This is a genomic window from uncultured Roseobacter sp. (assembly GCF_947495275.1).
GTDB lineage: Bacteria > Pseudomonadota > Alphaproteobacteria > Rhodobacterales > Rhodobacteraceae > Roseobacter.
In genome coordinates, this window is the sequence record NZ_CANLYL010000009.1 from 131,492 (window position 1) to 156,031 (window position 24,540).

Annotated in this window: 32 protein-coding genes; 16 read left to right on the plus strand and 16 right to left on the minus strand. The window is 59.4% G+C overall.

Annotation, left to right across the window (positions count from 1 at the left end; translation table 11 throughout):
• Window positions 1–90: 90 nt before the first annotated feature.
• From Q0802_RS16790 to Q0802_RS16855, 14 genes are all read right to left on the minus strand, one after another.
• Window positions 91–393, minus strand: coding sequence for a hypothetical protein (locus tag Q0802_RS16790; RefSeq protein WP_298920410.1), 303 nt, complete (start codon window positions 391–393; stop codon window positions 91–93).
• A 120-nt stretch (window positions 394–513) separates the two neighbouring features.
• Window positions 514–1,305: a tRNA (guanosine(37)-N1)-methyltransferase TrmD gene (gene trmD, locus Q0802_RS16795; protein WP_298920411.1), complete on the minus strand. Its 792-nt coding sequence runs from the start codon at window positions 1,303–1,305 to the stop codon at window positions 514–516.
• A 1-nt stretch (window position 1,306) separates the two neighbouring features.
• Window positions 1,307–1,813: a ribosome maturation factor RimM gene (gene rimM, locus Q0802_RS16800; protein WP_298920413.1), complete on the minus strand. Its 507-nt coding sequence runs from the start codon at window positions 1,811–1,813 to the stop codon at window positions 1,307–1,309.
• Complete coding sequence (locus Q0802_RS16805; RefSeq protein WP_298920414.1) at window positions 1,810–1,950, minus strand: hypothetical protein; 141 nt, start codon at window positions 1,948–1,950, stop codon at window positions 1,810–1,812. Before Q0802_RS16805 ends, rimM begins: the two co-directional genes overlap by 4 nt.
• A gap of 89 nt (window positions 1,951–2,039) precedes the next feature.
• Window positions 2,040–2,402 (minus strand): 30S ribosomal protein S16, encoded by a 363-nt coding sequence (gene rpsP, locus Q0802_RS16810; RefSeq protein WP_298920416.1) that lies wholly within the window; start codon window positions 2,400–2,402, stop codon window positions 2,040–2,042.
• A gap of 47 nt (window positions 2,403–2,449) precedes the next feature.
• Window positions 2,450–2,746, minus strand: a complete 297-nt coding sequence (locus tag Q0802_RS16815) for a chorismate mutase (protein WP_298920418.1) — start codon at window positions 2,744–2,746, stop codon at window positions 2,450–2,452.
• 102 nt (window positions 2,747–2,848) lie between these two features.
• Window positions 2,849–3,451 (minus strand): GNAT family N-acetyltransferase, encoded by a 603-nt coding sequence (locus Q0802_RS16820; RefSeq protein WP_298920420.1) that lies wholly within the window; start codon window positions 3,449–3,451, stop codon window positions 2,849–2,851.
• The gene (locus Q0802_RS16825) at window positions 3,448–3,975 is read right to left on the minus strand and encodes a GNAT family N-acetyltransferase (protein WP_298920422.1); all 528 of its coding nucleotides are present in this window, start codon (window positions 3,973–3,975) and stop codon (window positions 3,448–3,450) included. Before Q0802_RS16825 ends, Q0802_RS16820 begins: the two co-directional genes overlap by 4 nt.
• Window positions 3,972–4,553 carry a GNAT family N-acetyltransferase gene (locus tag Q0802_RS16830; RefSeq protein WP_298920424.1) on the minus strand — a complete coding sequence of 194 codons (582 nt, stop codon included), beginning with the start codon at window positions 4,551–4,553 and terminating at the stop codon, window positions 3,972–3,974. The genes Q0802_RS16825 and Q0802_RS16830 overlap by 4 nt, the downstream gene beginning before the upstream one ends.
• Before the next feature lie 4 nt (window positions 4,554–4,557).
• A complete protein-coding gene (locus Q0802_RS16835; protein WP_298920427.1) occupies window positions 4,558–4,893 on the minus strand; it encodes an NIPSNAP family protein in 336 nt (111 codons plus the stop codon).
• A complete protein-coding gene (locus tag Q0802_RS16840; protein ID WP_298920429.1) occupies window positions 4,890–5,429 on the minus strand; it encodes a GNAT family N-acetyltransferase in 540 nt (179 codons plus the stop codon). The genes Q0802_RS16835 and Q0802_RS16840 overlap by 4 nt, the downstream gene beginning before the upstream one ends.
• The gene (gene ffh, locus Q0802_RS16845; RefSeq protein WP_298920431.1) at window positions 5,426–6,931 is read right to left on the minus strand and encodes a signal recognition particle protein; all 1,506 of its coding nucleotides are present in this window, start codon (window positions 6,929–6,931) and stop codon (window positions 5,426–5,428) included. Before ffh ends, Q0802_RS16840 begins: the two co-directional genes overlap by 4 nt.
• Before the next feature lie 264 nt (window positions 6,932–7,195).
• Window positions 7,196–8,068: a DMT family transporter gene (locus Q0802_RS16850; RefSeq protein WP_298920432.1), complete on the minus strand. Its 873-nt coding sequence runs from the start codon at window positions 8,066–8,068 to the stop codon at window positions 7,196–7,198.
• Between the two features lie 273 nt (window positions 8,069–8,341).
• The gene (locus tag Q0802_RS16855; protein WP_298920434.1) at window positions 8,342–8,779 is read right to left on the minus strand and encodes a MarR family winged helix-turn-helix transcriptional regulator; all 438 of its coding nucleotides are present in this window, start codon (window positions 8,777–8,779) and stop codon (window positions 8,342–8,344) included.
• Between the two features lie 84 nt (window positions 8,780–8,863).
• On the opposite strand from Q0802_RS16855, the gene Q0802_RS16860 reads away from it, so the two are divergent.
• The 8 genes from Q0802_RS16860 to Q0802_RS16895 all read left to right on the plus strand — a co-directional run bounded on the left by Q0802_RS16860 (window position 8,864) and on the right by Q0802_RS16895 (window position 17,091).
• Window positions 8,864–9,367, plus strand: a complete 504-nt coding sequence (locus Q0802_RS16860; protein ID WP_298920436.1) for a hypothetical protein — start codon at window positions 8,864–8,866, stop codon at window positions 9,365–9,367.
• A gap of 20 nt (window positions 9,368–9,387) precedes the next feature.
• Window positions 9,388–9,702 (plus strand): hypothetical protein, encoded by a 315-nt coding sequence (locus Q0802_RS16865; protein WP_298920438.1) that lies wholly within the window; start codon window positions 9,388–9,390, stop codon window positions 9,700–9,702.
• Between the two features lie 336 nt (window positions 9,703–10,038).
• Window positions 10,039–11,628 carry an alpha/beta hydrolase gene (locus Q0802_RS16870; protein WP_298920441.1) on the plus strand — a complete coding sequence of 530 codons (1,590 nt, stop codon included), beginning with the start codon at window positions 10,039–10,041 and terminating at the stop codon, window positions 11,626–11,628.
• 275 nt (window positions 11,629–11,903) lie between these two features.
• Window positions 11,904–12,317: a hypothetical protein gene (locus Q0802_RS16875; RefSeq protein WP_298920442.1), complete on the plus strand. Its 414-nt coding sequence runs from the start codon at window positions 11,904–11,906 to the stop codon at window positions 12,315–12,317.
• Between the two features lie 47 nt (window positions 12,318–12,364).
• Entirely contained in the window at window positions 12,365–12,715 is a 351-nt protein-coding gene (locus Q0802_RS16880; RefSeq protein WP_298920444.1) for a hypothetical protein, read from the plus strand.
• A gap of 416 nt (window positions 12,716–13,131) precedes the next feature.
• Entirely contained in the window at window positions 13,132–13,752 is a 621-nt protein-coding gene (locus tag Q0802_RS16885; protein WP_298920446.1) for a VPLPA-CTERM sorting domain-containing protein, read from the plus strand.
• 81 nt (window positions 13,753–13,833) lie between these two features.
• On the plus strand, window positions 13,834–15,549 hold the full coding sequence (locus Q0802_RS16890; protein WP_298920447.1) for a calcium-binding protein: 1,716 nt from the start codon (window positions 13,834–13,836) through the stop codon (window positions 15,547–15,549).
• A gap of 309 nt (window positions 15,550–15,858) precedes the next feature.
• Window positions 15,859–17,091, plus strand: coding sequence for a cytochrome P450 (locus Q0802_RS16895; protein ID WP_298920448.1), 1,233 nt, complete (start codon window positions 15,859–15,861; stop codon window positions 17,089–17,091).
• 237 nt (window positions 17,092–17,328) lie between these two features.
• On the opposite strand, the gene Q0802_RS16900 is transcribed toward Q0802_RS16895, so the two are convergent.
• Window positions 17,329–17,907 (minus strand): NAD(P)H-dependent oxidoreductase, encoded by a 579-nt coding sequence (locus Q0802_RS16900; RefSeq protein WP_298920449.1) that lies wholly within the window; start codon window positions 17,905–17,907, stop codon window positions 17,329–17,331.
• Between the two features lie 147 nt (window positions 17,908–18,054).
• On the opposite strand from Q0802_RS16900, the gene Q0802_RS16905 reads away from it, so the two are divergent.
• Window positions 18,055–18,933: a LysR family transcriptional regulator gene (locus Q0802_RS16905; protein WP_298920451.1), complete on the plus strand. Its 879-nt coding sequence runs from the start codon at window positions 18,055–18,057 to the stop codon at window positions 18,931–18,933.
• Complete coding sequence (locus Q0802_RS16910; protein WP_298920452.1) at window positions 18,930–19,847, plus strand: DMT family transporter; 918 nt, start codon at window positions 18,930–18,932, stop codon at window positions 19,845–19,847. Before Q0802_RS16905 ends, Q0802_RS16910 begins: the two co-directional genes overlap by 4 nt.
• Window positions 19,848–19,961: 114 nt before the next feature.
• Here Q0802_RS16910 and Q0802_RS16915 read toward each other — a convergent pair whose 3' ends face one another.
• Complete coding sequence (locus Q0802_RS16915; RefSeq protein WP_298920454.1) at window positions 19,962–20,294, minus strand: metalloregulator ArsR/SmtB family transcription factor; 333 nt, start codon at window positions 20,292–20,294, stop codon at window positions 19,962–19,964.
• A 388-nt stretch (window positions 20,295–20,682) separates the two neighbouring features.
• Between Q0802_RS16915 and Q0802_RS16920 the strand changes: the two genes are divergently transcribed.
• From Q0802_RS16920 to Q0802_RS16945, 6 genes are all read left to right on the plus strand, one after another.
• Window positions 20,683–21,579: a LysR substrate-binding domain-containing protein gene (locus Q0802_RS16920; protein WP_298920457.1), complete on the plus strand. Its 897-nt coding sequence runs from the start codon at window positions 20,683–20,685 to the stop codon at window positions 21,577–21,579.
• Window positions 21,580–21,781: 202 nt separating this feature from the next.
• Window positions 21,782–22,114, plus strand: coding sequence for an AtpZ/AtpI family protein (locus tag Q0802_RS16925; protein WP_298920460.1), 333 nt, complete (start codon window positions 21,782–21,784; stop codon window positions 22,112–22,114).
• Window position 22,115: 1 nt separating this feature from the next.
• Entirely contained in the window at window positions 22,116–22,865 is a 750-nt protein-coding gene (locus Q0802_RS16930; RefSeq protein WP_298920463.1) for a F0F1 ATP synthase subunit A, read from the plus strand.
• A gap of 55 nt (window positions 22,866–22,920) precedes the next feature.
• The gene (locus Q0802_RS16935) at window positions 22,921–23,145 is read left to right on the plus strand and encodes a F0F1 ATP synthase subunit C (RefSeq protein WP_011567586.1); all 225 of its coding nucleotides are present in this window, start codon (window positions 22,921–22,923) and stop codon (window positions 23,143–23,145) included.
• Window positions 23,146–23,231: 86 nt separating this feature from the next.
• A complete protein-coding gene (locus tag Q0802_RS16940) occupies window positions 23,232–23,759 on the plus strand; it encodes a F0F1 ATP synthase subunit B' (protein WP_298920466.1) in 528 nt (175 codons plus the stop codon).
• A 4-nt stretch (window positions 23,760–23,763) separates the two neighbouring features.
• Window positions 23,764–24,333, plus strand: coding sequence for a F0F1 ATP synthase subunit B (locus Q0802_RS16945; RefSeq protein ID WP_298920468.1), 570 nt, complete (start codon window positions 23,764–23,766; stop codon window positions 24,331–24,333).
• Window positions 24,334–24,540 lie beyond the last annotated feature (207 nt).

A 24,540-nucleotide genomic window follows, 5' to 3' on the forward strand; every position in this document is an offset into this window, starting at 1 on the left:
ATGCGCGCCTGTCCGATGTGCTGCGCCCCTGCAACCTTCCCGAACGAACCTGCGAATCTGAATAAGTGATCCCGTAAATTGCGGCAGTCTTCAGGTCATGCCCGCAAATCGTTGGGGAAGCGCGCGACGTAAAACGGCAATGGAGACGCGCGCGTCGGAATGTAAATGGGCGGCTTCATCAAAAACCGGTCTCGGCTTTTTGTTGGCCAGCGATACCGGGCGATAGGCGGCAACCGGTATTGATGCACGTTGTTGCGGCTGCGGCGGTGCTACACATTCTTCGGCAATCGGATCGCGCACATGACGCGGCTCGAACCGTGAGAATTTCTTGGTCGGCATCGAGAGTTGTTGTTCGTATTTTGACGCGTTTATCGTGTTGAACAGGCGCAGCATTTGATATCTCCCCAGATTTCCATTCTCTGGAGTGTCGGTGCAAATTTTGACGAAACTTAGTCAAATTGATCGGAGTTTGGGGCAATTGTAAGGCTGCGCCTCCCAAGCGGGCGCAAGCTGTCACATGTCTTCGTGGGTTTTCTTCCACAGGTCGGGACGCCGGGTTTTGGTCAGAGTTTCGGATTGCTGACGTCGCCACTTGGCGATTTCACCGTGATTGCCAGACATCAGAACATCAGGAATATCGCGGCCCTCCCATGTCGCGGGCCGGGTATATTGAGGATGCTCCAGCAGGCCATTTGAGTGGCTCTCCTCAACCGTGCTGTCGGCATTGCCCAGCACGCCCGGCAAGAGACGCACGGTGGCATCGATCATGGCTTGGGCGGCCAACTCACCACCGGTCATCACGAAGTCCCCCAGTGAAACCTCCGTGACGTTATAGTGCTGTAAAACGCGTTCATCGACACCCTCAAAGCGACCGCACAGGACGGTCACCCCATCACAGCGCGCCAGATCGCGGGCCATTGCCTGATCGAAAGGGCGTCCTCTTGGGGACATGTAGAGGATTGGCCAGCGGCCTTTCGCGTGTTGCTGGGCAGCTTCAATCGCGGGGCCGACGACATCTGCCCGCATGACCATGCCAGCGCCACCGCCTGCGGGCGTATCGTCGACATTTCTGTGCTTGCCGATGCCAAACCCGCGCAAGTCATGAGTATGCAGCTGCCACGCCCCTTCCTTCAGGGCCTTGCCGGTCAACGAAAAACCGAGCACGCCGGGGAAGGCGTCGGGAAAAAGAGTGATGATCCGCGCTTGCCAGACGCCTGCCAGAGTTTCCTCCGTGCCCATCAATGACTGCGGCGTCAGCCGAGGCTGGATGCTCTTGCGACCGTGACTTTTGGGCTTTTCCGCCACCTTAGAACAATCCTTCGGGCGGATCAGCGATGATGCGGCCCGACGCAAGATCAACCGTTGGCACAGCGGCCAGGGTAAATGGCAGCAGCACCGTTTCGGAGGAGCCGGGGCGCTGCACTTCCAGAAGGTCACCGGCGCCGTGATCCTGCACCAGCTTCACGGTTCCAAGCAATGCACCGCCTGTGTCGAACACGTCCAGGCCCATGAGGTCGGCGTGGTAATATTCGTCATCGGGCAGGGAAGGCAGCTGGTCGCGTGAGGCGAAAAGCTGAGTGCCTTTGAGAGCATCTGCCTCTTCCTTGCTGGAGACCTCCGCGATGCGGGCGGCAAAGCCGTTCTTGATGCCGTGCAGAATGGCCAGGTGAAAATGCTGTGTTCCGGCTTCATCGGTCAGGGGATTATAGGTTTCGATATCTTCGGCCACGGCACAGAAGCTTTTGAGGCGCACTTCGCCGCGCACGCCATATGCGCCACCGATCGCCCCTACACAAATCTTGTTTTCGCTCATTGTGCTCCCCTGCAGAGCCCCGCCAGCATGGTGCCACCGGCAGCAACACAATCATCTGATACCCGGCTGCGTTCAAAAAGCAATCCGGCCAGAAAGGCAATGAAGATCAGGCTCAACGTGCGGATGGGTCGGAACATATGTCCTGCCTTGTCATGAAAAAGCGCTGCCTCATCGCAGAGGCAGCGCCATCTTTGCTGCCGCTATGGCAGCAAATCGCAAAGACGGATTATTCCGCGCTTTCTTCAGCAGGGGCAGCGGCCTTGGCGGCTTTCTCTTCGGCGCGTTCCTGTGCTTTCTTGCCGGGTGTGCCCTTGTTGGGGTTGCTGCGCTCGGTTTTGTCTTTCAAACCAGCGGCTTCCAGCATGCGTGCCACACGGTCGGTCGGCTGTGCGCCCTGACCCAGCCAGTGCTGAATGCGCTCCACATCCATTTTCACGCGCTCTTCGCTGTCTTTTGGCAGCAGCGGGTTATAGGTGCCCAGTTTCTCGATGAAACGGCCATCGCGTGGCATGCGGCTGTCGGCTGCAACGATGCGATAGAAAGGGCGTTTCTTGGAGCCGCCGCGGGCGAGACGAATTTTCATAGCCATGGTGTATTTCCTTTTTTTGCGTTCGTAAGGTGGGTTTCAGGCCACCGTTATTTCTGGTGTTGGTGATGATGCTGAATGACTTCAGCGATGATGAAGTTGAGAAACTTCTTGGCGAATTCGGGGTCGAGATCGGCCCGGTCCGCCAAATCTTCGAGCCGTTCGATCTGTGCTGCTTCGCGCGCGGGATCGGACGGGGGAAGGTCGTGTTCAGCCTTGAGTTTCCCCACGGCCTGAGTGTGTTTGAACCGCTCGCCCAGCGTGTAGACGAGGATCGCGTCAAGGCGGTCAATGGACGCGCGGTGTTCCTTGAGCAGCGCGGCGGCACGGGTCACGGCATCGGTCATGAGCGCCCTCCATGCCCGCAAATCGGGTGTATGACATCTGTGCACAGCCCGTGCACAGGGCGTGCACCGCACATGTGCTGCAACGGCCGCGAGGGGGTCAGGTCAGTCAAGGGCCCATCCTTTCGGTTTGAAGAGCGGATCGGCGTAGTGGCTGATCTCCATGTCGATCCCATGCGCCAGTTGGGTGCCCTCCAGCGCTGCGGCTGAGGGGTGACGGTAGACCGCGTCATTGCCGTCGATCGTCGCCGCCTGCGGGTCCTTTTTGGCGCCCAGCCGCTCGGCCAGCCGGATGCTGTCGAGGTTCTTGGGGTCGATGTAGCTGACAGCCGTTTCCCAACCCTTTTCGGTGTAGAGATGCTTGCGGACCGCATGGGTCGCTTCCAGCGCATAGCCTTTGCCGTTCTTGTCCGGCCAGATCACCCAGGCGATCTCCGCCTCAGGCCATTTGGCAGGTTTCCAGCCACCGGCCATGCCGTAGGTCTCATCCGTCTGCCTGTCATGGATCATCCACATGCCATAGCCGCGGATTTGCCAATGGCCGATTTCAGCGGCATAGAGCATCCAGGCTTCATAGGCGTTCAGCGGACCCCCCATGAAACGGGCGCGGTAACTGGTGAAGGTCGCCTTGAAATCCGGGTAATCCTCGGGCTCGGGGCCGCGCAGGCTCAGGCGCGTGGTTTCGAGTGTCGGGATCAGGGCGGTCATGCGGCCACCCCCGGGTGCGGGTGGCGGTAGACAAAGACCTCTTTTTCCGGGTTCGGTATATCAGCTTCTGCGTCCAATATGCAGCCGAGCCGTTCGGCCAGACGCACGGAGGCGTCATTTCCCTTGTCGATGTAGCTGACGATGGTCTCCCAACCGAGCACGTTCCAGGCATGATCAATACAGGCCTCTGCCGCTTCACGCGCAATGCCCTGTCCTTCGGAGGCGGCGTCAAACAGCACCCAGCCCACTTCCTTTTCCGGCCAGCCATGGGGATACCAGTGACCAACGATCCCCAAGGGATCGTCAGACCCCCGGGCAGTCACCACGAACATGCCAAAACCGCGCATCACCCAATGGCCGATCTCGGTGCCAAAGAAGTTCCACGCCTGACGGGGCGTCATTGGCCCGCCGGTATATTGCGACCGCCCGGAGGCGTAAAAATCCATAAAGGGATCAACGTCCGAAGGTTTCGGGCCGCGCAGGATCAGACGGTCGGTCTGCAGGGTCGGGAAATCCAGCGTCATACCCACCCCTCAGGCGCCGGGTGGCGATAGACGAGAATATCCTCGGGCAGGGTTGCTTCGACATGGCCGTCACGGACCGCTCCCAGACATTCGGCCAGGCGCTGCGAACGCGCGTTGGCGGGGTCAATGGTGCTGATCAGCGTTGGCAATTCCAGCACCGAAAACCCGTAGTCACGCGCAGCCACGGCGGCCTCATGGGCGTAGCCATGTCCCTCTGCACTAGCGCGCATCATGAAGCCAAGCTCCGGTTCGGGGTCGCCGGGTTCAAACCCCAGCAACACAAACCCCAGCGCCGTGCCGTCTGATTTTCGTTCGATCGTCCAGAGCCCATGGCCACGCAGGGTCCACCCGGCGATCATCTGGGTGAAATCATACCATGCCGCCTCGCGGGTCTGCTCTTCGAGAATGTACTGGCCCCGGGTCCCGACAGTGATTGCGGCGTAATGTTCAAATTCACCGATATGCGGTGCGCGCAGGCGCAGCCGGTCGGTTTCCAGCACTGGCACCAGCGACTGGAACTGTGCCGCCAGAGCGGCGGCAGGGCCGACAGAAGGGGTCTCGCAGGCAAGCACGGTCATGATGCTACATCAGCCCCAGGTCAGCCGGGCTGGTCCCGTCCAGAACGGGGCGGGTGAAATGGCGGTCATAGCGGCGGATGCATTTGGTGCGTTCCGCATGCGCATAGGTCGCGATGCAGGCCGGGTCGGTCGCCATCTCGGTGCGATATGCCTCATAGGCGGCAAGCGACGGGAAGCTGAACGCGCACCATGCCAGGTCGGACGGACCCTCAGAAGGCAGCCAATAGCCGTGATGGGTGCCGCCCATCCGGTTGATGTTGTGTATCCACGCTTTGGCGTAAATCTCGAAATCCGCCACTTTTGCGGGATCAATTTCGTATTTCAGAAAACATGTGATCATGCTGCGGCCTCCGGTGATGGATGACGGTAGATGAAAAGCTCGCCCAGCTCTTCGTGGGTGAAGCTGCCGTCACGGGTGGCACCCATGCGTGTCGCCAGCGCGTGGCTACGGGTGTTGTCGGCCAGAACGCAGCTGATCGCGGTTGTCCATCCCAACACGTGATAGGCGTAGGTGCGGGCAGCCTGCGCGGCCTCGTAAGCCACGCCTTTGCCTTCGGCATTGCCAAAGACCGACCAGGCGATTTCCGGTTCCGGCCAGAACGGCGTGTTCATCATGCCGACAACGCCCAAGGGTGTGTCGTCGGTGTCTGTGACCATCCAGCGGCCATAACCTTCCAGATGCCAGTGTCCGATGATGCCGCAGAGGTTGTCATGGGATTGCTCGCGGTTATAGGGCCCGCCGACACCTTTGCTGCGTTCAGAGCCGCGAAAGGCTGCATAGGCATCCAGATCGGACATGCGCGGCGCGCGCATCACAAACCGTTCCGTCCGCAGGGTTGGAATGCGGATGAGAGTATGATTCTCCGCAGGGCTCATTTCTTCTTGCCAAACCCTGAGAGGCCCGGGGGCAGGGGCATGCCACCGCCCATGCCACCCAGACCGCCGGGCAGTTTGCCGCCCATGGCCTTGGCGGCGGCTTCAAGCTGTTTGGGGTCCATCTGGCTTGGGTCCATGCCGGGCATTCCACCCTTGCCCATCATGCCCTTCATGGCTTGTTTGAGCATGCCGCCTTTGCCCATTTTGCCCATCTTCTTCATCATGTCGCCCATCTGGCGCTGCATTTTCAGAAGCTTGTTCAATTCGGAGACTTCCATCCCCGCGCCCTTGGCGATGCGTTTCTTGCGGCTGGCTTGCAGGATCTGCGGGTTGGCGCGTTCCTTTTTGGTCATCGACTGGATCAGGGCGATCTGGTGTTTCAGAACCTTGTCGTCAAAGCCGGCGTTTTCGACCTGTTTGGCCATCTTGCCCATGCCCGGCATCATGCCCATCATGCCCTGCATGCCGCCCATCTTGATCATCTGTTCCAGCTGCATCTTGAGGTCGTTCATGTTGAACTGACCTTTGGCCATGCGTTTCATCATGCGCTCGGATTGCTCGATTTCGAGCGTTTCCTGCGCCTTTTCCACGAGGGCCACGATGTCACCCATGCCGAGGATGCGGCCTGCGATACGCTCGGGCTCAAAGGTCTCGATGGCGTCCATCTTCTCGCCAAGACCGACGTATTTGATCGGCTTGCCGGTGACCGCGCGCATGCTGAGCGCCGCCCCGCCGCGTCCATCGCCATCCATCCGGGTCAGCACAACACCCGACACACCGATCTTGTCGTCAAATTCGGTGGCCACATTGACCGCGTCCTGACCGGTCAGACCATCGACCACCAGCAGGGTTTCGCGCGGGTTGGCGACGTCGCGCACGGCGGCGGCCTGCGCGATCAGTTCCGCGTCGATGTGCAACCGGCCCGCGGTGTCCAGCATGTAGACGTCATAGCCGCCCAGTCCAGCTTGCGTTTTGGCGCGTTTGGCAATGGCGACGGGGTCTTCGCCCTTGACGATCGGCAGGGTGTCCACGCCGATCTGGGTGCCGAGAATGGCAAGCTGTTCCATCGCGGCGGGCCGGTTCACGTCCAGAGACGCCATCAGCACGCGCTTGCCGTCACGGTCTTTCAGACGTTTGGCGAGTTTCGCGGTGGTGGTGGTTTTACCCGAGCCCTGCAAGCCGACCATCAGAATGGGCGCGGGCGGGTTGTCGATCTTCAGCGCACCGGGTTCGCCTTCACCGGTCAGCACGTCGATGAGCGCGTCATGCACGATCTTGACGACTTGCTGGCCGGGGGTGATGGATTTGGTGACCGCCTGCCCGGTGGCTTTTTCCTGAACGGCCTTGACGAAATCGCGGGCCACGGGCAGGGAGACATCCGCCTCAAGCAGCGCCACACGGACTTCGCGCAGGGCTGTCTTCACGTCCTCTTCGGAGAGCGCACCCTGTTTGGTGAGCCGGTCAAAGACGCCGGAGAGGCGTTCAGAGAGATTTTCAAACATGGGCCAGAGCCCCCTTCGATGTCGGTTGCGGGATAGGCCTGATGTAGGCAACCCGCGGTGAATGCACAAACGCCCCGGCCGGAACCGAAACGAAAAGCGCCCCCGTGGGCGCGACGCGCTGACGGAGGGCGATCCCGACAGAGCCGGGACCGGAAGATCAAAGCTTCCGGATATGGGGGCCGTTTACGCCTGCGCGCGCGGCCTGTCAAGACGGCACAGGGGCCCGCGCCTGCGGTGCTCAGGGGGCTGTCTCGACCCGGTGCCCTATCCCTTTTGGGTGCCTTCGAGACGGTCAATCAGCGCGTGCCACAGGACCGTGGCCATGATGACAGCACCGCCCATCAGCGCCGTTACCGGTGGAAGCTCGCTGACGATGAGCCAGGCCAGGAATATGGCGCAGGGGATTTCCGCCGTTCCAAGAAGGGCAGACTGGGCCGAGGGAATGAGCTTGGTGCCTTCGGTCCAAAGGATCACCGCAGCCGCAAATGCAATTCCGAAGAGCGACAGCAGTGCCGCGTCCTGAAATGAGACGTCCAGAGGATGTCCCATGAATGCTCCAACGCCAAAAAGCTGCAATGCTGACGCCCCGCCTGCCCAGACGACCGGCACATCGCTGAATTTACGTATCAACACGATATAGATCGCGTTCCCGATGGTCATGGCGATGGCCAGCAAATCGCCCGCCATCTTGCCTGCGCCAAGCCCGTCGGACACGATGATCATGACACCTGCGAGCGAGAGCGCGCCAGCCACGAGCGTGCGTCCCTTGGCCCGTTCATGCAGGACGCACCAGCCGAGAGCTGCGGCAAAGAATGGGGCAGTCGCATAGATCACCGCGACATTGCCCACATAGGTCAGCTTGAAAGCGTAGATGAAAGCAACGCTGGCAAGACTGCCGATGGTGGCCAGCAACCAGCCTCTCGGCCCCAGTCGAAAGGCCTGGGGTCTGGGCAGGCTGCCGCGCCCAAGCTCGACATAGAGAACAACGGCCATGCCGCCGATCAGCCCGCGCCAGCACACGATGGTCCAGCCATCGGCTTCGATCAGTTTTGTCAACACGCCCGAAAGGCTGAAGACAACCGCCGACAGCACCACCAGCAGGGTCCCGCGTCCGTGGTTGGTCACCGTGCGGCTCATCGTTTTGTTTCCTTTGGCTGGCTCTCTTCATCCAATAGCGGAGGGCTGCTGCCAAAGCGTGTCAGCAGTCTTTTGACGCGCATTCCTTTGGGGTGTTGACCGATTGCCGGGCGGGCATGGCGCCACCCTCCGCAGACCGTCGCGCAGAAGGTAGCCGCAGTTGCGGCATTGACCCGCCTCATCAGGTGCCAGCGGTGCACGTTCCCTTCGGTACAGGGGAGCGGACCGGCAAGACGCGGAGTAAAACTGCCAGACACCGACGCGACATAAATATCAGTTTTCCCCAATCTCGGTGAGCGCTTCTTTCATGGTCAGGAACTTCTGCTCCCCCAGCCGCGTCAGGAAATTCCGCTCGATTTCTTTTTTGACCTCATTGGCAATGTGCTGGCTTTCGACACCTTTCTGCGTCAGTCTCACCCGTTTCTTGCGCGCATCCTTGGGATCGGGAAGACGTTCGATAATCCCGTCTTTGACAAGACCGTCCAGATGTTGCTGCACCGCTTGTTTGGTCAGGCCGCTCTTTTCTACAATCGCGTTTTGAGAGACCCCGCCGGGGCCTATGTGCTGCATCAGTGCGCCGCGGGCCTCCGCAACCCAGGGACAGCCACGCTGAACCATCTTTTCAGTGAAGAGCATTTTCCAATGTTTGTACGCCTGGAACAGTCGCCATCCGACGTGATCCAATAATTCGGGTTTGTCTATTTTGGCCACTGTGATCTCAATTTAGTCAAGTTTCTTGACAATATTATCTCCTCCAAATACCGTCAATATACTTGACGAATCACAGGTAACCTAATGCTGAAACGAACGTTGTTAAAGTCGGTTTGTGCACTGCCCCTCTGGTCATGGCCTGAGATGTCAGGGGCGGCGGGGCAGATCACCGAGCGTGACCTATCCTTTGACTGGCGCCACACCAGAGATCGTTTGATCTGCACGTTTCACGCGCCCACGCGCGGTTGGCTCGCGGTCGGCTTTAACGCCGAAAGAACCCTGAAGGGTACCCGTTTTGTCATTGCGGCACGTGCGGATGATACCCTGCTTGTCGAAGAGCACATTGCGATCGTTCCGGGACATGACCCCGTGGAAAAGCTTGGCTTGTCCTGCGCTGTGACGAAGGCCGAGGTTGTGCATACCCCGGGTGGATCACAGCTGCGGTTTGCCTATCCGCTGACCTTCCCTGGCCAGCCAAGGCTGTCTCTTGCGCCAAAAATGGCGACGCATCTGCTTCTGGCCTGGTCGCAAGATACCGGTTTCGACCATCACTCGGCATGGCGGAAGCACTACGACATCACCCTGTAATTCAGAAAGAGGATAGAAGAATGGAAACTCTGACCGACGCAATTCTCGCAATCATCATGATCGGTAACACGCATTACGTTGACGTAGGCGCGGGTTCGGACGCAATTATTTTCTATGAAACCGAAAAGACGGCCCATATGACATTGCCGGGCAAGGAGCCGCTGGTCGGAGACATGACGGTTTACGCCGACGGGTATCATGTCGCCTGGCAGGGTGGCCCCGCCGGTGACTGGCAGATTGCCCATGAGGCCGGTGCGTTCACCTATATCGGCCCAGACGGTAAAGCAGCCGGGACGATCACGAAAATCGTTCCCGGTAACTCTGAAGGATACTGAACGTGATACGCGCGGTCCACGCCGCGCTGTTGAAACCCGCTTCGAAAACATAAAGCCGCGACCCTGCAACCTGCTGTCGATTACAACATGGAACGACGCCATGCCGCGCAGGTTGCCTGCGTGTTCGGGACGGGCGCGGACCACCCAAAACCGCATCCATCACAAGAGCCGCAGCTTCTTAGTTGCGGTCGTTGCGCGGCGGCGAAAACCCGCCTGAACTCACAACGCGCTGATGGAATTCGAGATTTAGCCTATACTGACGTTGCGTGAGGTTCGATCGGCGACCATCTACTGTCGATCCCCGTTCAAGTTTAATCAGTTTCACAGGTCATCCATTTGTCATCGAAATCAAAAAAGCCAAATACCGCCCCACAAGCGACCGCGCAGACCGGTCTGGAAATCTCCTTCTTCGGCGATTTACGGGTGGTTCGCGACGGGACGGAGGTCCCGCTTCCGGCATCACGCAAAGCCCGGGCTCTTTTGGCCTTTCTGGTTGAAACCGGTCGCCCCCATCGACGGGAACGCCTGTGCGAGCTTTTCTGGGATCTGCCGGATGATCCCAAAGCGGCGTTGCGCTGGTCGCTAAGTAAGCTGCGTAAGGTGGTCGATACGCCTGAGCGTGTTCGCATCGTTGCGGACCGAGAACGCGTGGCTTTTGATGGTGAAGGGCTGTCGATTGACATTCTGGATGTTCAGGCACGGTTGCGCAGCGGCGCAGAGGGCTTGTCGGTTGCCGAGTTGGAAGACCTGGCCCTGCGCCTTGATGCGGTAGTTCTGGACGGGCTTGACGAAGCCGGAAGCGATGCGTTCCGGTCGTGGCTCGCAGCGGTGCGTGACGATGCAGGTGCGGCGCGTAAAGAGGTTCTTCGGCTGCTGGCCCTGCGCTCTGATGGTACGTCCAAATGGATGCGTCTGTGGCGCGAGGCGGCGCCAGAGGACGCAGGGGCCTTCGCGCGAACGCAGCACGCTCCCGGCTTTGGCGAGAAACAGGATGCGCTCCAAGGACCTGATGCGCAAAAACCTGGCCGGTTGCTGGTCCAAGACCATCGGTTGCCTCGACAAGCAAACGCCGAAGCCCTTCGCGCGCAACGCATTGGCTTTTGCGATGCGGCGGATGGCACCAAGATTGCCTATGCGTTGGTCGGATCGGGGGCTCCCATTCTGAAAGCCGCCAACTGGCTCACGCATCTCGAATTCGACTGGGCAACGCCGATATGGGGCGAGTGTTTCTCGGAGGTCGCGCGGGATCGGACCCTGATCCGCTATGATGAACGGGGGTGTGGCCTGTCGGATTGGGACGTCGAAAACCTGAGCTTCGATGCATTTGTCGAAGACCTCGAAGCCGTCGCCGACAAGTTGCAGCTAAAGCGCTTTCCGCTGCTCGGCATCTCGCAGGGCGCGGCGGTTGCCATCGAATACGCCGTGCGCCATCCCAAACGGGTGTCGGGGCTGATCCTCTTTGGCAGCTATGCCGCAGGTTGGCGACACCTTGCCAGCCCCGAAGAGCAGGCGCGACGCGAGGCGGTGCGCAACCTGACAGTGGTTGGCTGGGGCACGGAAAACCCTGCCTACCGGCACATTTTTTCCAAGACGTTCATGCCCGATGCGGGCGCTGACGACCTCGCGTGGTTCGATGAATTCCAGCGGCGGACCACCTCGCCACAGAATGCTGCGCGCTTTCAGGATGCGTTCGGCGACATTGACGTGCGTCACAGGCTGGATCAGGTCAAGGCCCCCACGATCGTGCTGCATTCCAAGGGTGACCAGCGCATTCCTCTGGCACAAGGACGTGCGGTGGCATCGGGCATCGCGGATGCCCGCTTTGTGCCGCTGGAGAGCCGCAATCACGTGCTGGTCGACTACGAACCCGCGTGGCGCACCGGTATGGATGCAATCCGGGATTTCATGAAGGCGCATGATCTTTGACGCGCTGTGGCTCTGACCGCACCCTGGATCCGCCTTCTGGCAACGTGACACATTCCTGATCATCGGGCGACCAAATCGAAGTCTGTTAGCACCGTTTGATCATCATCCTGCACCGATGCCGACGCTCATGCGAAAAATACAAGGCCAATAGCGGGACAATACAACGGTCCTGACAGCGCTCGTCACAACGCTCGGTCCCAGATGATCAACACGCGGCGCGAAGTGCTTCCCGGCACCCCCCCCCGCCGTGTGTTCATGTTGAAAGGAAAACACGTATGAGTACCACGCCCGAAATTCTGACCGGACCCTTCCGGGTCAACACAACCGGCTCGGCGGCCGAACCGCAGGCCGTTGTGATGGGCAACGGCAACCTTGTTGTTGCCTATATCTCCGAGCGGATCGGACAACAGACCACTGACGCCTTCTTTGTGCGTGGTCAGCAGTTCGATTTCGATGGAAATCGCATCGGCGAAGAGGCTCTTTTTTTAAGTTTCCTGAAGAGACGGACAGGGAGAATTTTGACATCATCGGGCTGGAAAGGAACCTCGTTGCGATCTTCGCTGATCAGGATTTGGGGGCAACGGCGATGTGCCGTTTATCGGGGTGTTCAATATCAGCGCTGGCGGCCGGGCAAGTTTTGTAAAAGGTCGGAGCGAAAATGTCGGTGTCAGGGCCGTCGAGCATTTTGACTTCGCGCTCACGAAGCGCGGTAGCAGTGGCTGGATTGCCCATTCGCTTGGCCGGCGCAGCAATCTTTATCACCCGCGATACGCTGCGTCAGGCCTCGGACGCAAAAGATACGGAGGTGGTACAGGGGCTTGGTGCACGCGGGGGCAGTGATGACGATCTGCAATCCACGGCGCTGGCCAATGGCAACATCGTGCTGCTTGATGACCGCGACGGCGACAGCAATACGGAAGGCCGGTTCGAGGCGCGGATCGTGTCCCTCGGTGGCAGTACCATCAGAAGCGTTTTCCTTGGGAATGGCGGGTTCAGAAACTATGCCGGCACCATTCAGGCCCTGCAAGGCGATGACGTGCTCACAGGCGCGGGCGATGAGGATGTCCCTGACCTTAAGGCGACCTGATCGGCTCTGGCTCAGACCGCTGGTGAGCGGCCAACAGGGTGCTCACCTGACCCCGCCACCCCGTCGTCAACGCGCATTACAACGCTGCGGGGCGCAAATACAACGCCAATACAACGGTGATGACAACGCTTTGGCCAAGGCGCTTCGCCTATAACGACCCGGGGATAGATTCGCCCCGCCGGTGCCCTGTCCTTCAACAGTGGTGCCGGGCCGAGCAGAATTTAGGGCGGCCGTTTATCGCCCGCAAAAGTAGTTATTAACAAGTACGCAAAGTTATTTTTGACCATAAAGCCCGGTGCCGGATTCCTAGAAAGGCACCGGGCCCCCTTTTTCCCTCCCCGCCAATTGGCCTCGCTCCGACCCTTGCTTCCGCGAGGGCCGGGGCCCTATCACTCCTTTTTTCAGGAAAATCACAGATGACAAGAATTCTCTCCCTCATCGCTGCCGCGCTCTTTGCCACCTCCCCAGCGCAAGCCGCCCTTGTCGCCGATATCTCGGGCACCCCCGGCAGCGGACAAACCACCTGGACCTTCAGCGGAACGGCCGTTCCAGATGGTGCGGGAAGCTTTAACGCGGACAGTTTCAGCCTTGCAACGATATGGTCAGGACTGGGCGATTTTACCGCGCTACGGGCATCCATCCTGACCGATATCCAAGGCAAGGCCAGAGTACGAATTGATAACGAGACGCGCTGGATCGACGAGGTTGTTGTCAACGATGCAAATTCTGTACGTGGTGATCTTTTTGCCATCGGTGTGAACGGTGATGAAAATTTTGCATTCAGCGCCGGCTCTGAAATCACCTGGCAAGGCACTCTCACAGTTTTTGGGATCGACATTAACGTGCTGAGCGAAGGCGGTTTACCTTCGACGTTCGCGAGCTCGACATTTGGCGTCGAGGGCGTACAGCTCGACCTGGAACTGAACATCGCGGCGGATGAGATTTCCGCCGTGCCGCTGCCCGCAGGCGGCGCGCTGCTCCTCTCTGGTGTGGCCGGGATTGCCGCGCTGCGTCGGCGTAAAAAAGTCACCCGCTGACGCACCAGCGAAGACACGCCCGCCCGGCACGTCCTGTCGGGCGAGGCCGCTCTTTGGCAATTTTTCAAAAGGATATCTGACATGGCTATCACACCCGAAGTGTTCGTCGCACCCGTCCAGGCGAACGCCACACCCCGAGCGTTACGCCCAAAAGTCGTTGCTCTCAGCGACAACCGGTTTCTTGTCGCCTTTTCCACCGAAACCGGCAGTTCCAGTGGCAGATACCGCATCCATGGTCAGGTGTTTGACTATGATGGCAATCGGATCGGGTCGCAGCTCCTCTTTCCCTTTGACTTCATCTCGGGGGGTGAAAAAAAAGAAATAGACGAGGAACGATTTTCGATGTCGACGATGGGCAATGGCAAGGTAGTCATCGGCACAGAGATGCGGCACTTTACGGCTGAGATTTCGACCCGGACGTTCCGGATTGACGAGGCTGGGACTATTCAGTCCATGGGCGATCAGTTCAAGCTTTTCAGCAATCAGGGCACGGGTCCCAGCAATCCTGAGGTCATTGGCTTTGGTGAGAACAGGTATCGGTTCATCTACGCCTTCTTGGGAAGGATTAGAGGCACCCTCAGGATTGGCGGTTTCAACGGTGGCACCCTGTTGCGTGAAAAACGGACTACCCAATATACCTCCCATGCCAACACCACCATCGACGCCGACGTCCTGACGAACGGCAATCTGATCGTTCTGGTCGACCCGGACGGAGACGGTCGCCGTCGCGGGCAGCTTCACTTGTACCTGCTGCAGCAAGATGGCACGACGATCAGGGAAATCATCGGCGGCAGTGAGGATGGCAGGACGTTTCACGCAAAAGTCGTAGCCCTGACAGGCGGCGGTTTCGTCATCGCTTTTGCGGAGAATGACGGCGGTGATATCAACATCCTGTACCGCGTCTACAAGCAAAACGGCGACCCTTTGACGACCAATCTTGGTGCAGGCATCGACACCAATGGTACAGGCGACAACAACAATAACGAACCCGCGATTGTGCCGCTGCCTGATGGTGGCTTCATTCTCTTCTACGACAAGGACAGAGGGCTGTCCGAGTTTCGGGGGCGACGTTACAACGCTGCCGGTAGCCCGATGGGGGGTGATTTCCGGGTGGCCGCTGAACGCAGCGCACAGCCTGACGCGGCGCTGCTGGAGGATGGCCGGGTGGCCGTTGCATATCGGGTGTCCGGGTCGGAGATCGTCAAGGTCGCGATCCTCAATGGCATGCCGGAGGTGATCCGCGGGACCGATGCCGCTGATACGTTGCTTGGCACGGACGACAACGATGTGATCCTGGGTCTGGGCGGTGATGATACGCTCAGCGGCAGAGATGGTAATGACAGGCTCGATGGTGGCGCGGGCGATGACACGGTGACCGGCGGAGCCGGAAATGACACGGTCCGGGGTGGTCCGGGCGCTGATACGCTCTTCGGCTTTTCGGGGAATGACTTCCTTGAGGGAGGTACCGGCAACGATGTGCTGGATGGTGGGCAAGGTGCTGACCGGTTCATCTTTGTGGATGATGATGGCGTCAATGAAATCCGCGACTTCGATGCATCCCCGACCGGGGACAGGATCGACCTGCGCGCGGTCAGCCGGATCAACAGCTTTGCGGACCTGCGAGCCCTTTACCTGAACCAGACCAATGCATTGGTGAGTGTCGGCCCGGGTGGCGAAGTCGTCACAACGCAGGCTGAAGAACTGGGAGATGTGGTTATCGACGATGGCGCGGGCTTGCGGATCATCCTCAAAGGGATCGACATCGCCGATCTGACAGCCAGCAACTTCATCTTCTGAAGGGGGCCTTTGGTATCGACATCAACGATATGAACAGCAGCGGCCTGCCAGTGACCTTCATGTCCTTCAACTTTGGATTTGAGGAAAGCGGTGTGCTGGATCTCGCGCCGAGTCATCCATGGGGGTAGCTTCGCATTTTTGCGGGCCACGGCGTCGCCGCGAAAAACAACGATAGCGCGGCGCCATTACCACGGTTGTGACAACGATCGCGACAACGCTTGGGCCCTAGGTCCGCCACAAAATTCAGGCGTTACCCCCTCATATTTTGGGCGTGTGTGACGCTTGACGCAAAAAAACCGGAGTGATCCCATGAACCATCAAAACCAGACCTTCCCGACCCAAGCCCGCCTTATCAACCCCGCAAGCCTGACCGATGCGCCGCACAAGCGGCTGGCAGAATTGCGTCAGGAAACACCCGTGGTACAACTCGGTCCCAATCAGTATCTCGTGCTACAGGCGGCGCATGTGACCTCTCTTCTGACCGACCCGGGCACCCGGCAGATCGAAGGGCGGGAGCTTGTGGCGCTGAACCAGGTACCCGACGGGATGACCGCGCGCTTCATCGCCGATATCTTCCTGCTCGCAAATGGCGAGGCACATCGGCAGAAACGCGGGCTCTTCGCGCGCAGCTTTGCCCACCGGGCGATGAAGGACCTTCGCACAGAAATTCGGGCCGCCGCCGATGCGCTCATCGCGGGCCTGCCACGTGGGGAGAGCTTCGATTTTGTTGACCGGTTGGCCGCCCGCGTCCCTGCCGACATCATTGCCGCGATCCTGGGGCTTCCCAAGGAAGATACGCGCCACTTTGCACAGCTGGTCTACAAGGTTTCCCTCGCCTTCGTGCCGATCTATCCGCACGACCGGCACGACATGATCGAAAGCGCCACCACAGAGCTTTTTGACTACGTCGAAGGACAGATGAAGGCCCGCAGGACCGCTCCCCGTGATGATCTGCTGTCCGGTCTCGTCGCAGATTGGGACGCCAAGGGTGATCTGTCCTTCGACAGCCTTATCTTCCAGGTTGTCGGCATGATCATTGCGGGTAGCGATACGACCCGCGGGGCCTTTGCGATGCTCTGCGCGATGCTGCTGCAGCGCCCCGCCGACTGGCGCGCGCTCTGCGACGATCACAGCCTGATCCCGGGTGCCGTGTCCGAGGGCCTGCGCTTTGAACCCTCCGTTGCCACCATTCCGCGCGTCACAACGGTCGCGATGACCTTGGGCGGCATCGAAATACCCGCCGGTGCATTTCTGCGCCTCAGCACGATGTCGGCGATGCGCGATGCGGGGCTCTACACCAACCCGGATGACTTCGACATCCGCCGCACCGACCATCCGCGTCTTCATCTGGTCTTTGGCCTTGGACCCCATCGATGTCTCGGCGAAATGCTCGCGCGGATCGAAATGGAGGAAAGCCTCGCCGCGCTGCTCGCTGCCACCCCCGAGATGGAATTGCTATCAGCCCCGGACATGCTGGGCTTTGGCGGCCTGCGTCAGATCACGCCGATGACGGTCAGGATTCCTTGCCCGGAAACCATCTGACGCCATGCCGTGAACCCGCATCGTTTGCTATGGCCCGATCGGCTCTGGCGAGGGTGCCGGAGTGCGGGATAATTGAGAGAGGATTTCACCGTCTTTGATGAGATACGCATCTGAAAGATGTCTCAGCAGAGCCGGAAGAGCCCTTGATATCTGTATTGGAAGGCTCTTCCCGCGCGTCTGGTGCGGCATCTATGCGACGCCGACGCCCATTCGGTCCTGCCGCTTTAACCCCGTGTTTCAGGCGGCGAGGGCGTCGATTTGCGCGGTGGCTTTGGCATGCGCGGCATCCGCATCGCTCATCACCCGATCTGCGGCGACAATCTGGACGTCGGTGATGCCAATGAACCCCATGATGTGACGCAGATACCCGGAGGCGAAATCGACCTCCGAGCCAATCTCCGTGCCGCCCGTCGCCAATGCGATCACCGCGCGTTTGCCTTCCAGCAGGCCTTTGGGGCCGTTTTCCGTATAGGCGAAGGTCACGCCCGCCCGGGCAATCAGGTCAATCCATGCCTTGAGTGCCGCCGGTACGCCAAAGTTATAGACCGGCGCGCCGATGACCAGAACATCCGCCGCCTTGATCTCTTCAACCAGTGTGTCGGAGAGCGCCAGAGCCTTTTGCTGTTGCGCGTCGCGTTGATCTGCGGGCGTGAAATTGGCCGTAACCCAGGTTTCGTTGATTTGCGGCAACGCCGTTGTAAGGTCACGGTAGAGAACATCTCCGCCCAACCGCTCGACAATCTTCGCTGAAAGATCGCGTGTTGTGGAACCGGTATGGCGAGCTGATGCATCAATGTGCAGGATGGTCTGTGTCATGTCAGAGTTTCCTTGAAGAAGGGAAAGAACTTTACGTCGGTTGGTCACAGATGGGCTATTGCATTTATGAACTCAATTGTTGATATTGAACAAAGTTTGTGCGTTTTCGCACATTCCTGAATGAACCATCCCAACACGGACGCGCAAATGGACAACTGGGACGAGATCAAAACCGCCTATCAGGTGGCCCGCCTTGGAACGGTCAGCGGGGCGGCCGAAGTGCTCGGCGTGCACCATGCCACGGTGATCCGCCACATTGATGCGCTCGAAGGACGTTTGGGCGTCAAGCTTTTCCAGCGCCATGCGCGCGGCTACACTGCCACCGAAGCGGGGCAGGATCTGCTGCGGGTCGCCCAGGCCACCGACGATCAGTTCAGCCAGTTGGCAGGGCGCATCAAGGGTCTGGGCAACGAGGTTTCCGGCGATCTGGTGATCACTTCGCTGATCAGCCTCGCCCCGCGCATGGTGCCGCTGCTGGCGGATTTCCAAACGCAATATCCGGACGTGGTGGTGCGTTACCTGACCGGCGAGCGCCTTTTTCGGCTGGAATACGGGGAGGCCCATGTGGCCATCCGTGCGGGCAGCGCGCCCGAGCAGCCGGACAATGTGGTACAGGCGTTTCATCGCCAGCATATGGGGCTTTTCGCGACGCGCGGGTATCTGCAAGCGCATGGAACGCCGAAAACGATCGAGGATTTTGCGCATCACCGCTTTGTCGGACAGGACAGTGATGTGAGCCGTGCGCCTTTCAACCGGTGGCTGCGCGCAAAGATCCCGACGGCCACCCTGACGTTCCGCTCCAACGATTCGCGCGCCTTGGAGGTTGCGGTGAAAACCGGCGCGGGCATCGGGTTTCTGCCGGTGATGGAGGCGCGCGCGACCCCCGATCTGGTGGAGGTCTTCGAGCGGCAGGAGGAATGGTCCGGCCCTTTGTGGCTGGTCACCCATGTGGATTTGCATCGCACGACCAAGGTGCAGGCTTTCCTGAGCTTTCTCAAAGAGCAATCGAAAGACTGGGAAATATGACACCAGGCAGACAGGGGCATGCAGCGATGCTTGCTTTCTCCGCGCTGGTGGCGGGGTCTTTCTCGCTTGGGGCGCTTGCCGCCAATGAGATCGACCCGGCGGTACTGAATGCAGTACGCTTTGTTTTGGCCGCACTGGTGATCGGCGTGGCGGCGCTTGCCACCACAGGCCTGCCCAGAAGTGCGGCACAGGCACCCTGGCGCTACATCATCCTGGGTGGCGTCTTCGCGATCTACTTCGTTCTGATGTTCGAGGGACTGAAAACCGCCCCGCCGGTGAGCGCAGCGGCCGTATTCACCCTGACCCCGGTGCTGGCGGCCGGTTTTGGATGGCTGCTCCTGCGCCAGATCACAACACGGCGCATGGCGTTGGCCCTTGCGATTGGTGCGATTGGCGCGCTTTGGGTTATCTTTCGTGCCGATCTTGCGGCTTTGCGGGCATTCGAAGTGGGGCGGGGTGAGGCCGTCTATTTCGTCGGCTGTATCGCCCATGCGGCCTACACGCCGCTGGTGCGCAAGCTGAACCGCGGTGAGCCGGCCGTTGTCTTCACCTTCGGAACCCTCGTGGCCGGGGCGCTGTTGCTGACGGTCTATGCAGCACCTGACATCATCGCGACAGATTGGTCCGCCCTGCCGCCCATCGTCTGGGTCACCCTGATCTACGTGGCGATCTTTGCCTCGGCGGCCACCTTTGTGCTGGTGCAATTTGCCACCCTGCGCCTGCCAAGTGCCAAGGTCATGGCCTATACCTACCTCACACCCAGCTGGGTCATACTGTGGGAAATAGCGCTGGGCAATCCGGTACCGGGTGCTCTGATTTTCGGTGGTGTGGCCATCACCATTCTCGCCTTGCTGATGCTTTTGCGGGATGGTGCTGAAATGCAAACGGAACAAAAGCTACGGGGTACGGGTTGAGCCTCCGAACACCACAAAGGAGACATTCCAATGCGTAGTATTATCTATCTTGTCGGGCTTGTTGTCGTCGTGATGGCCGTGATTAATCTGGCCACCTGACCTCATACAAGGGGTTCAGCCCCCGTTTTCGGGTAGTTCGGTCGCCAGAAACCTTTCAAATGCGTCGAGGTTTACCGGCTCGAACTGCCCGAACCCCTGCATCCAGACCGAAGCCGCCCGAAGCGCGTCCGGCTCCAGTTTGCACCACTTTACGCGACCGCGCTTTTCCTGAGAAATTAACCCCGCTGCTGTCAGCACGCCCAGATGTTTGGAGATCGCCGCAAGCGACATCTCGAACGGTTCGGCCACATCCGTTACCGCCATATCGTCTTCCAGCAACATGGTCAGAATGGCGCGCCGAGTGGGATCGGCAAGGGCGGCAAAGGCCTGATCGAGATCGCGTGTCATACCCCGTCATAGCGCCCGTACCGTGGGAGGGAAAGCGCATCACCCGCGCGGGTGATGCATTGACTGCGATGGTAACTCCAGCCGGTGGCGTTCCATTTCCGCCGGGGTGAGGCCGATGTCGCGCGCCATATGATCGTTCAAAGCGCGTATATGGGGGATGTAGGGCCGCGGTTTGAGGCCCTCCAAAATCTGATGCCATAGGCTCTTGCGCGGCAAAACGGGTGCGTTTAAGACACATTTATCTTGTACGCAGCAAGCTGCGTTCAGGGTCTGAGATTGCATGGAAATCACCTGTTTTCTGAGTTACAATCCAGATTTAGTACCGCTAACGCCATTTCACAAAGACAATTGCTTGACATCACCTGTGCAAAAAACGCACGTATTAATGATGTCACGCAAACTCCCTCCATTGAATGCACTGCGTGCGTTTGAGGCGGCCGGGCGTCACGAGAGTTTCACCCGCGCAGCGGAAGAGCTGGGCGTCAGCCACTCCGCGATCAGCCGTCATGTGCGCGGATTGGAGCACAGGTTGGGCGCGCAGCTTTTTCGCGATTTGCCACGCGGGTTGCAGCTGACACCAGATGGCAAAGCCTATCTGGCGCGGATCATCCCGGCCCTTGATGTGATCAGCGAGGCAACCGAGGAGCTGGAGGAAGCCCCGGCGGGTCAGATCACGGTCAGTAGCGAAACGCTCTTTGCCCAGCGGTTCCTGATCCCCCGGCTGCCGGATTTCTACCGGACCTACCCGGAAATCGAGGTTCGGCTGGATGCGTCGCAAAACCTTGCGGACATCGAACGCTATGAGGCCGATATCGCCGTGCGCTTTCTGATCTCCGGCGAAGTTGATGCCCCCTCTGACCTGCTCAGCAACGCGCCGCTTTACCCCTATGCCGCCCCCAGCCTGATCCCCGAGGGCGTGGTGAGCCCCGATGACCTTCTGCAGTTTCGGCTGCTTAAGGATCGCGGTCGCAATGTCTGGCAGCAATGGTGCGAGGCCGCAGGTCTGGGCGCGGACAGGATTGCCGAGCCGCGTTGGCGCATGCGCTCCACCCTTGCGATCGAGGCAGTGATCCACGGCCACGGCGTGTATCTGGGATCAGCTGAATGTGTTGAGATGGAATGTCGCTTGGGGCGCCTGGTCCGCTGTTCCGATGTGAGCATCCGGTCGGGCAGTTATCATCTGGTCTATGGCAGCCGGGGGGTGCGTCGCAAAGCGCTGCGTCAGTTCCGCCGCTGGCTGCTGGAGCAGACAGAACCTTTTCGTGAGGCTGGGGTGCTGGCCTAAGATCAACCAATTGGTTGAATAACGCAAACGCCTTCAGCGGCAGCCCCGCGCCCTGCGACATTCTGCGACCGGCTTATCCGATAGCATATAAAATTATTATTAATCAATAAGTTAACTTAGTTTGGCGAATGCCCCGCCGGTGCTTGACTCGCCGCCCCGCGCACAATAGCAAAAGCGCAACCATCCAAAGGGGTGTTTGCGTGTGACGGATCCCGACCAAAAGCAGCGAATGGCGCAGCTTCAGGCCAAGATCGACGCCGCAAAACAGGCGCAGGCGCCAAAGCCCCGGGTGGATGAACACTACTCTCAGGCGCAGCTTGCCTGGCGGATGGTGATTGAACTTGTGGCCGGTCTCGGGATCGGTTTTGGCATCGGATACGGCCTTGACGTTCTGTTTGGAACCTTGCCGATCTTCATGGTGCTGTTTGTCATGCTGGGTCTGGCGGCCGGGGTTAAAACGATGCTCCGCTCCGCACAGGAAATCCAGGAAAAGAAGTTGGCTGAAGAAGCCGAGAAACGAGACGAGGGGGCCTGAAATGGCGGATAAAGCGGAGACCGGCGGTCTGGTATTCCACCCGATGGACCAATTCATCATCAAGCCGCTTTTCGGGGAGGGTGCCATTACCTGGTACACACCCACGAACGCGGCCCTGTGGATGGGTTTTGCGGTCATCGCTGTTATCGTGCTGATGGTTCTGGGCAGCTCCAAACGCGCGATCGTGCCCTCGCGCGGCCAGTCCGTTGCTGAGCTGGCTTACGGCTTCATCTACAAGATGGTCGAAGACATCTGCGGCAAGGAAGGGGTCAAGTATTTCCCCTATATCATGACGCTGTTCATGTTCATCGTCTGCGCTAATTTCCTCGGTCTGATCCCCACGGCCTTCACCCCAACCTCGCATTTTGCCGTAACGGTTGTGCTGGCGATGGCAGTTTTCCTGACCGTGACCATCCTTGGATTTGTGAAAAACGGCGCGGGTTTCCTGAGCCTTTTCTGGGTCGCGTCGGCGCCACTGGCCTTGCGTCCGATCCTCGCGATCATCGAATTGATTTCGTATTTCGTGCGACCCGTAAGCCACAGCATTCGTCTGGCAGGCAACGTCATGGCCGGTCACGCGGTGATCAAGGTTTTTGCAGGTTTCGCGGTCATAACGCTGGTCAGCCCGGTTTCGGTTGTGGCGATTACCGCGATGTATGGTCTGGAGGTCCTGGTGTCCTTCATTCAGGCCTATGTCTTCACCATTCTAACGTGCGTTTATCTCAAGGACGCGCTTCACCCGCATCACTAATTCGGACGGAAACGCCCGTTCAAATACGCAACTTCCAATCGTAAGGAGAATTCATATGGAAGGCGAACTCGCACACATCGGCGCAGGTCTGGCAGCAATCGGTTCCGGGGCAGCAGCCATCGGGGTTGGCAACGTGGCCGGCAACTATCTGGCAGGCGCGCTGCGCAACCCATCTGCGGCGGCAAGCCAAACGGCAACACTCTTCATCGGCATCGCGTTCGCCGAGGCTCTGGGCATTTTCGCCTTCCTCGTCGCCCTGCTGCTGATGTTCGCCGTCTAAGACTTAATACGACGACAATCCTTACGGTCGGGCGGCGCTGATGACAGCGCTGCCCGATGTAACGGCCCGCCGCGCAGGAGACCGACATGGCAACCGAAACACATAGCGCTGAAGCAGCCGCCGCACCGGGCATGCCGCAGCTCGATTTTTCGACATGGGGCAATCAGATTTTCTGGTTGGTCATCGCGTTGATCGCGATCTACTTCGTGTTGTCGCGCATGGCTTTGCCGCGCATCGCAGCCGTTCTGGCTGAGCGTCAGGGCACCATTACAAGCGATCTGGCGGCTGCCGAAGACCTCAAGGTCAAAGCTCAGGAAGCCGAAGACGCATATGACAAGGCGCTGGTGGATGCCCGCGCCGAAGCGCACCGTATCGTCGGTGAAGCAAAAGCAGAAATTCAATCCGATCTGGATGCGGCCATCGCAAAAGCCGATGCCGAAATCGCAGCCAAAGCGGCTGAATCGGAGAAAGCCATCGCGGAGATTCGTGCCGGTGCGCTGGACGCTGTGAAAGTCGTGGCTGCAGATACCGCCAAGGAGATCGTGGCGGCGATGGGTGGCAAGGCGGATGCCAAGGCGATCACCTCTGCCGTTGACACCCGGTTGAAAGGATAAAGCCATGAGACATCTCAGACCCCTTTTGACCGTTACATTCGCGGCAGGTGCTGCGAGCCCAGCATGGGCCGCGAAGGGACCTTTCTTCTCGCTCGGCAACACTGATTTCGTGGTGCTGCTGGCGTTTCTTCTGTTCATCGCCGTTCTGTTTTATTTCAAGGTCCCGGGCCTTCTGGGCGGGATGCTGGACAAGCGCGCCGAAGGCATCAAATCCGAGCTTGAAGAAGCGCGCGCCCTGCGTGAAGAGGCCCAGTCGCTGTTGGCAAGCTACGAGCGCAAGCAACGTGAAGTTCAGGAACAGGCCGACCGCATTGTGGAGGCGGCAAAAGAAGAGGCCCGCACGGCAGCAGAGCAGGCCCGGGCAGATCTCGCAATGTCGCTGGAGCGTCGGATGGCCGCAGCCGAAGAGCAAATCGCCAATGCTCAAAGCGCCGCTGTCAAGGAAGTGCGTGATCAATCCGTGACTGTGGCTGTGGCCGTTGCGCGCGAAGTCATTGCCAAGCAGATGACAGCAGCGGCAGGCAACAAGCTGATCGATACCGCGATTTCGGAAGTTGAGACAAAGCTCCACTGACGGGCGATCTGTTTGGAAGCGGATGAAACCCCGGTTGATCGCCGGGGTTTTCTGCTGTCTGGGCCTCTTGAGAATCCTTTGCGTCGCCACAATAGAAATACTGCCGAGACCGGGAGCAGGTCAGATCCGGGGCGATCTGGCCAGGCAGATATTGCGCTGCGGGTTTGGGCCTGAGCCTTATTGCCCAGATACGCTGCGGGCAGGTGG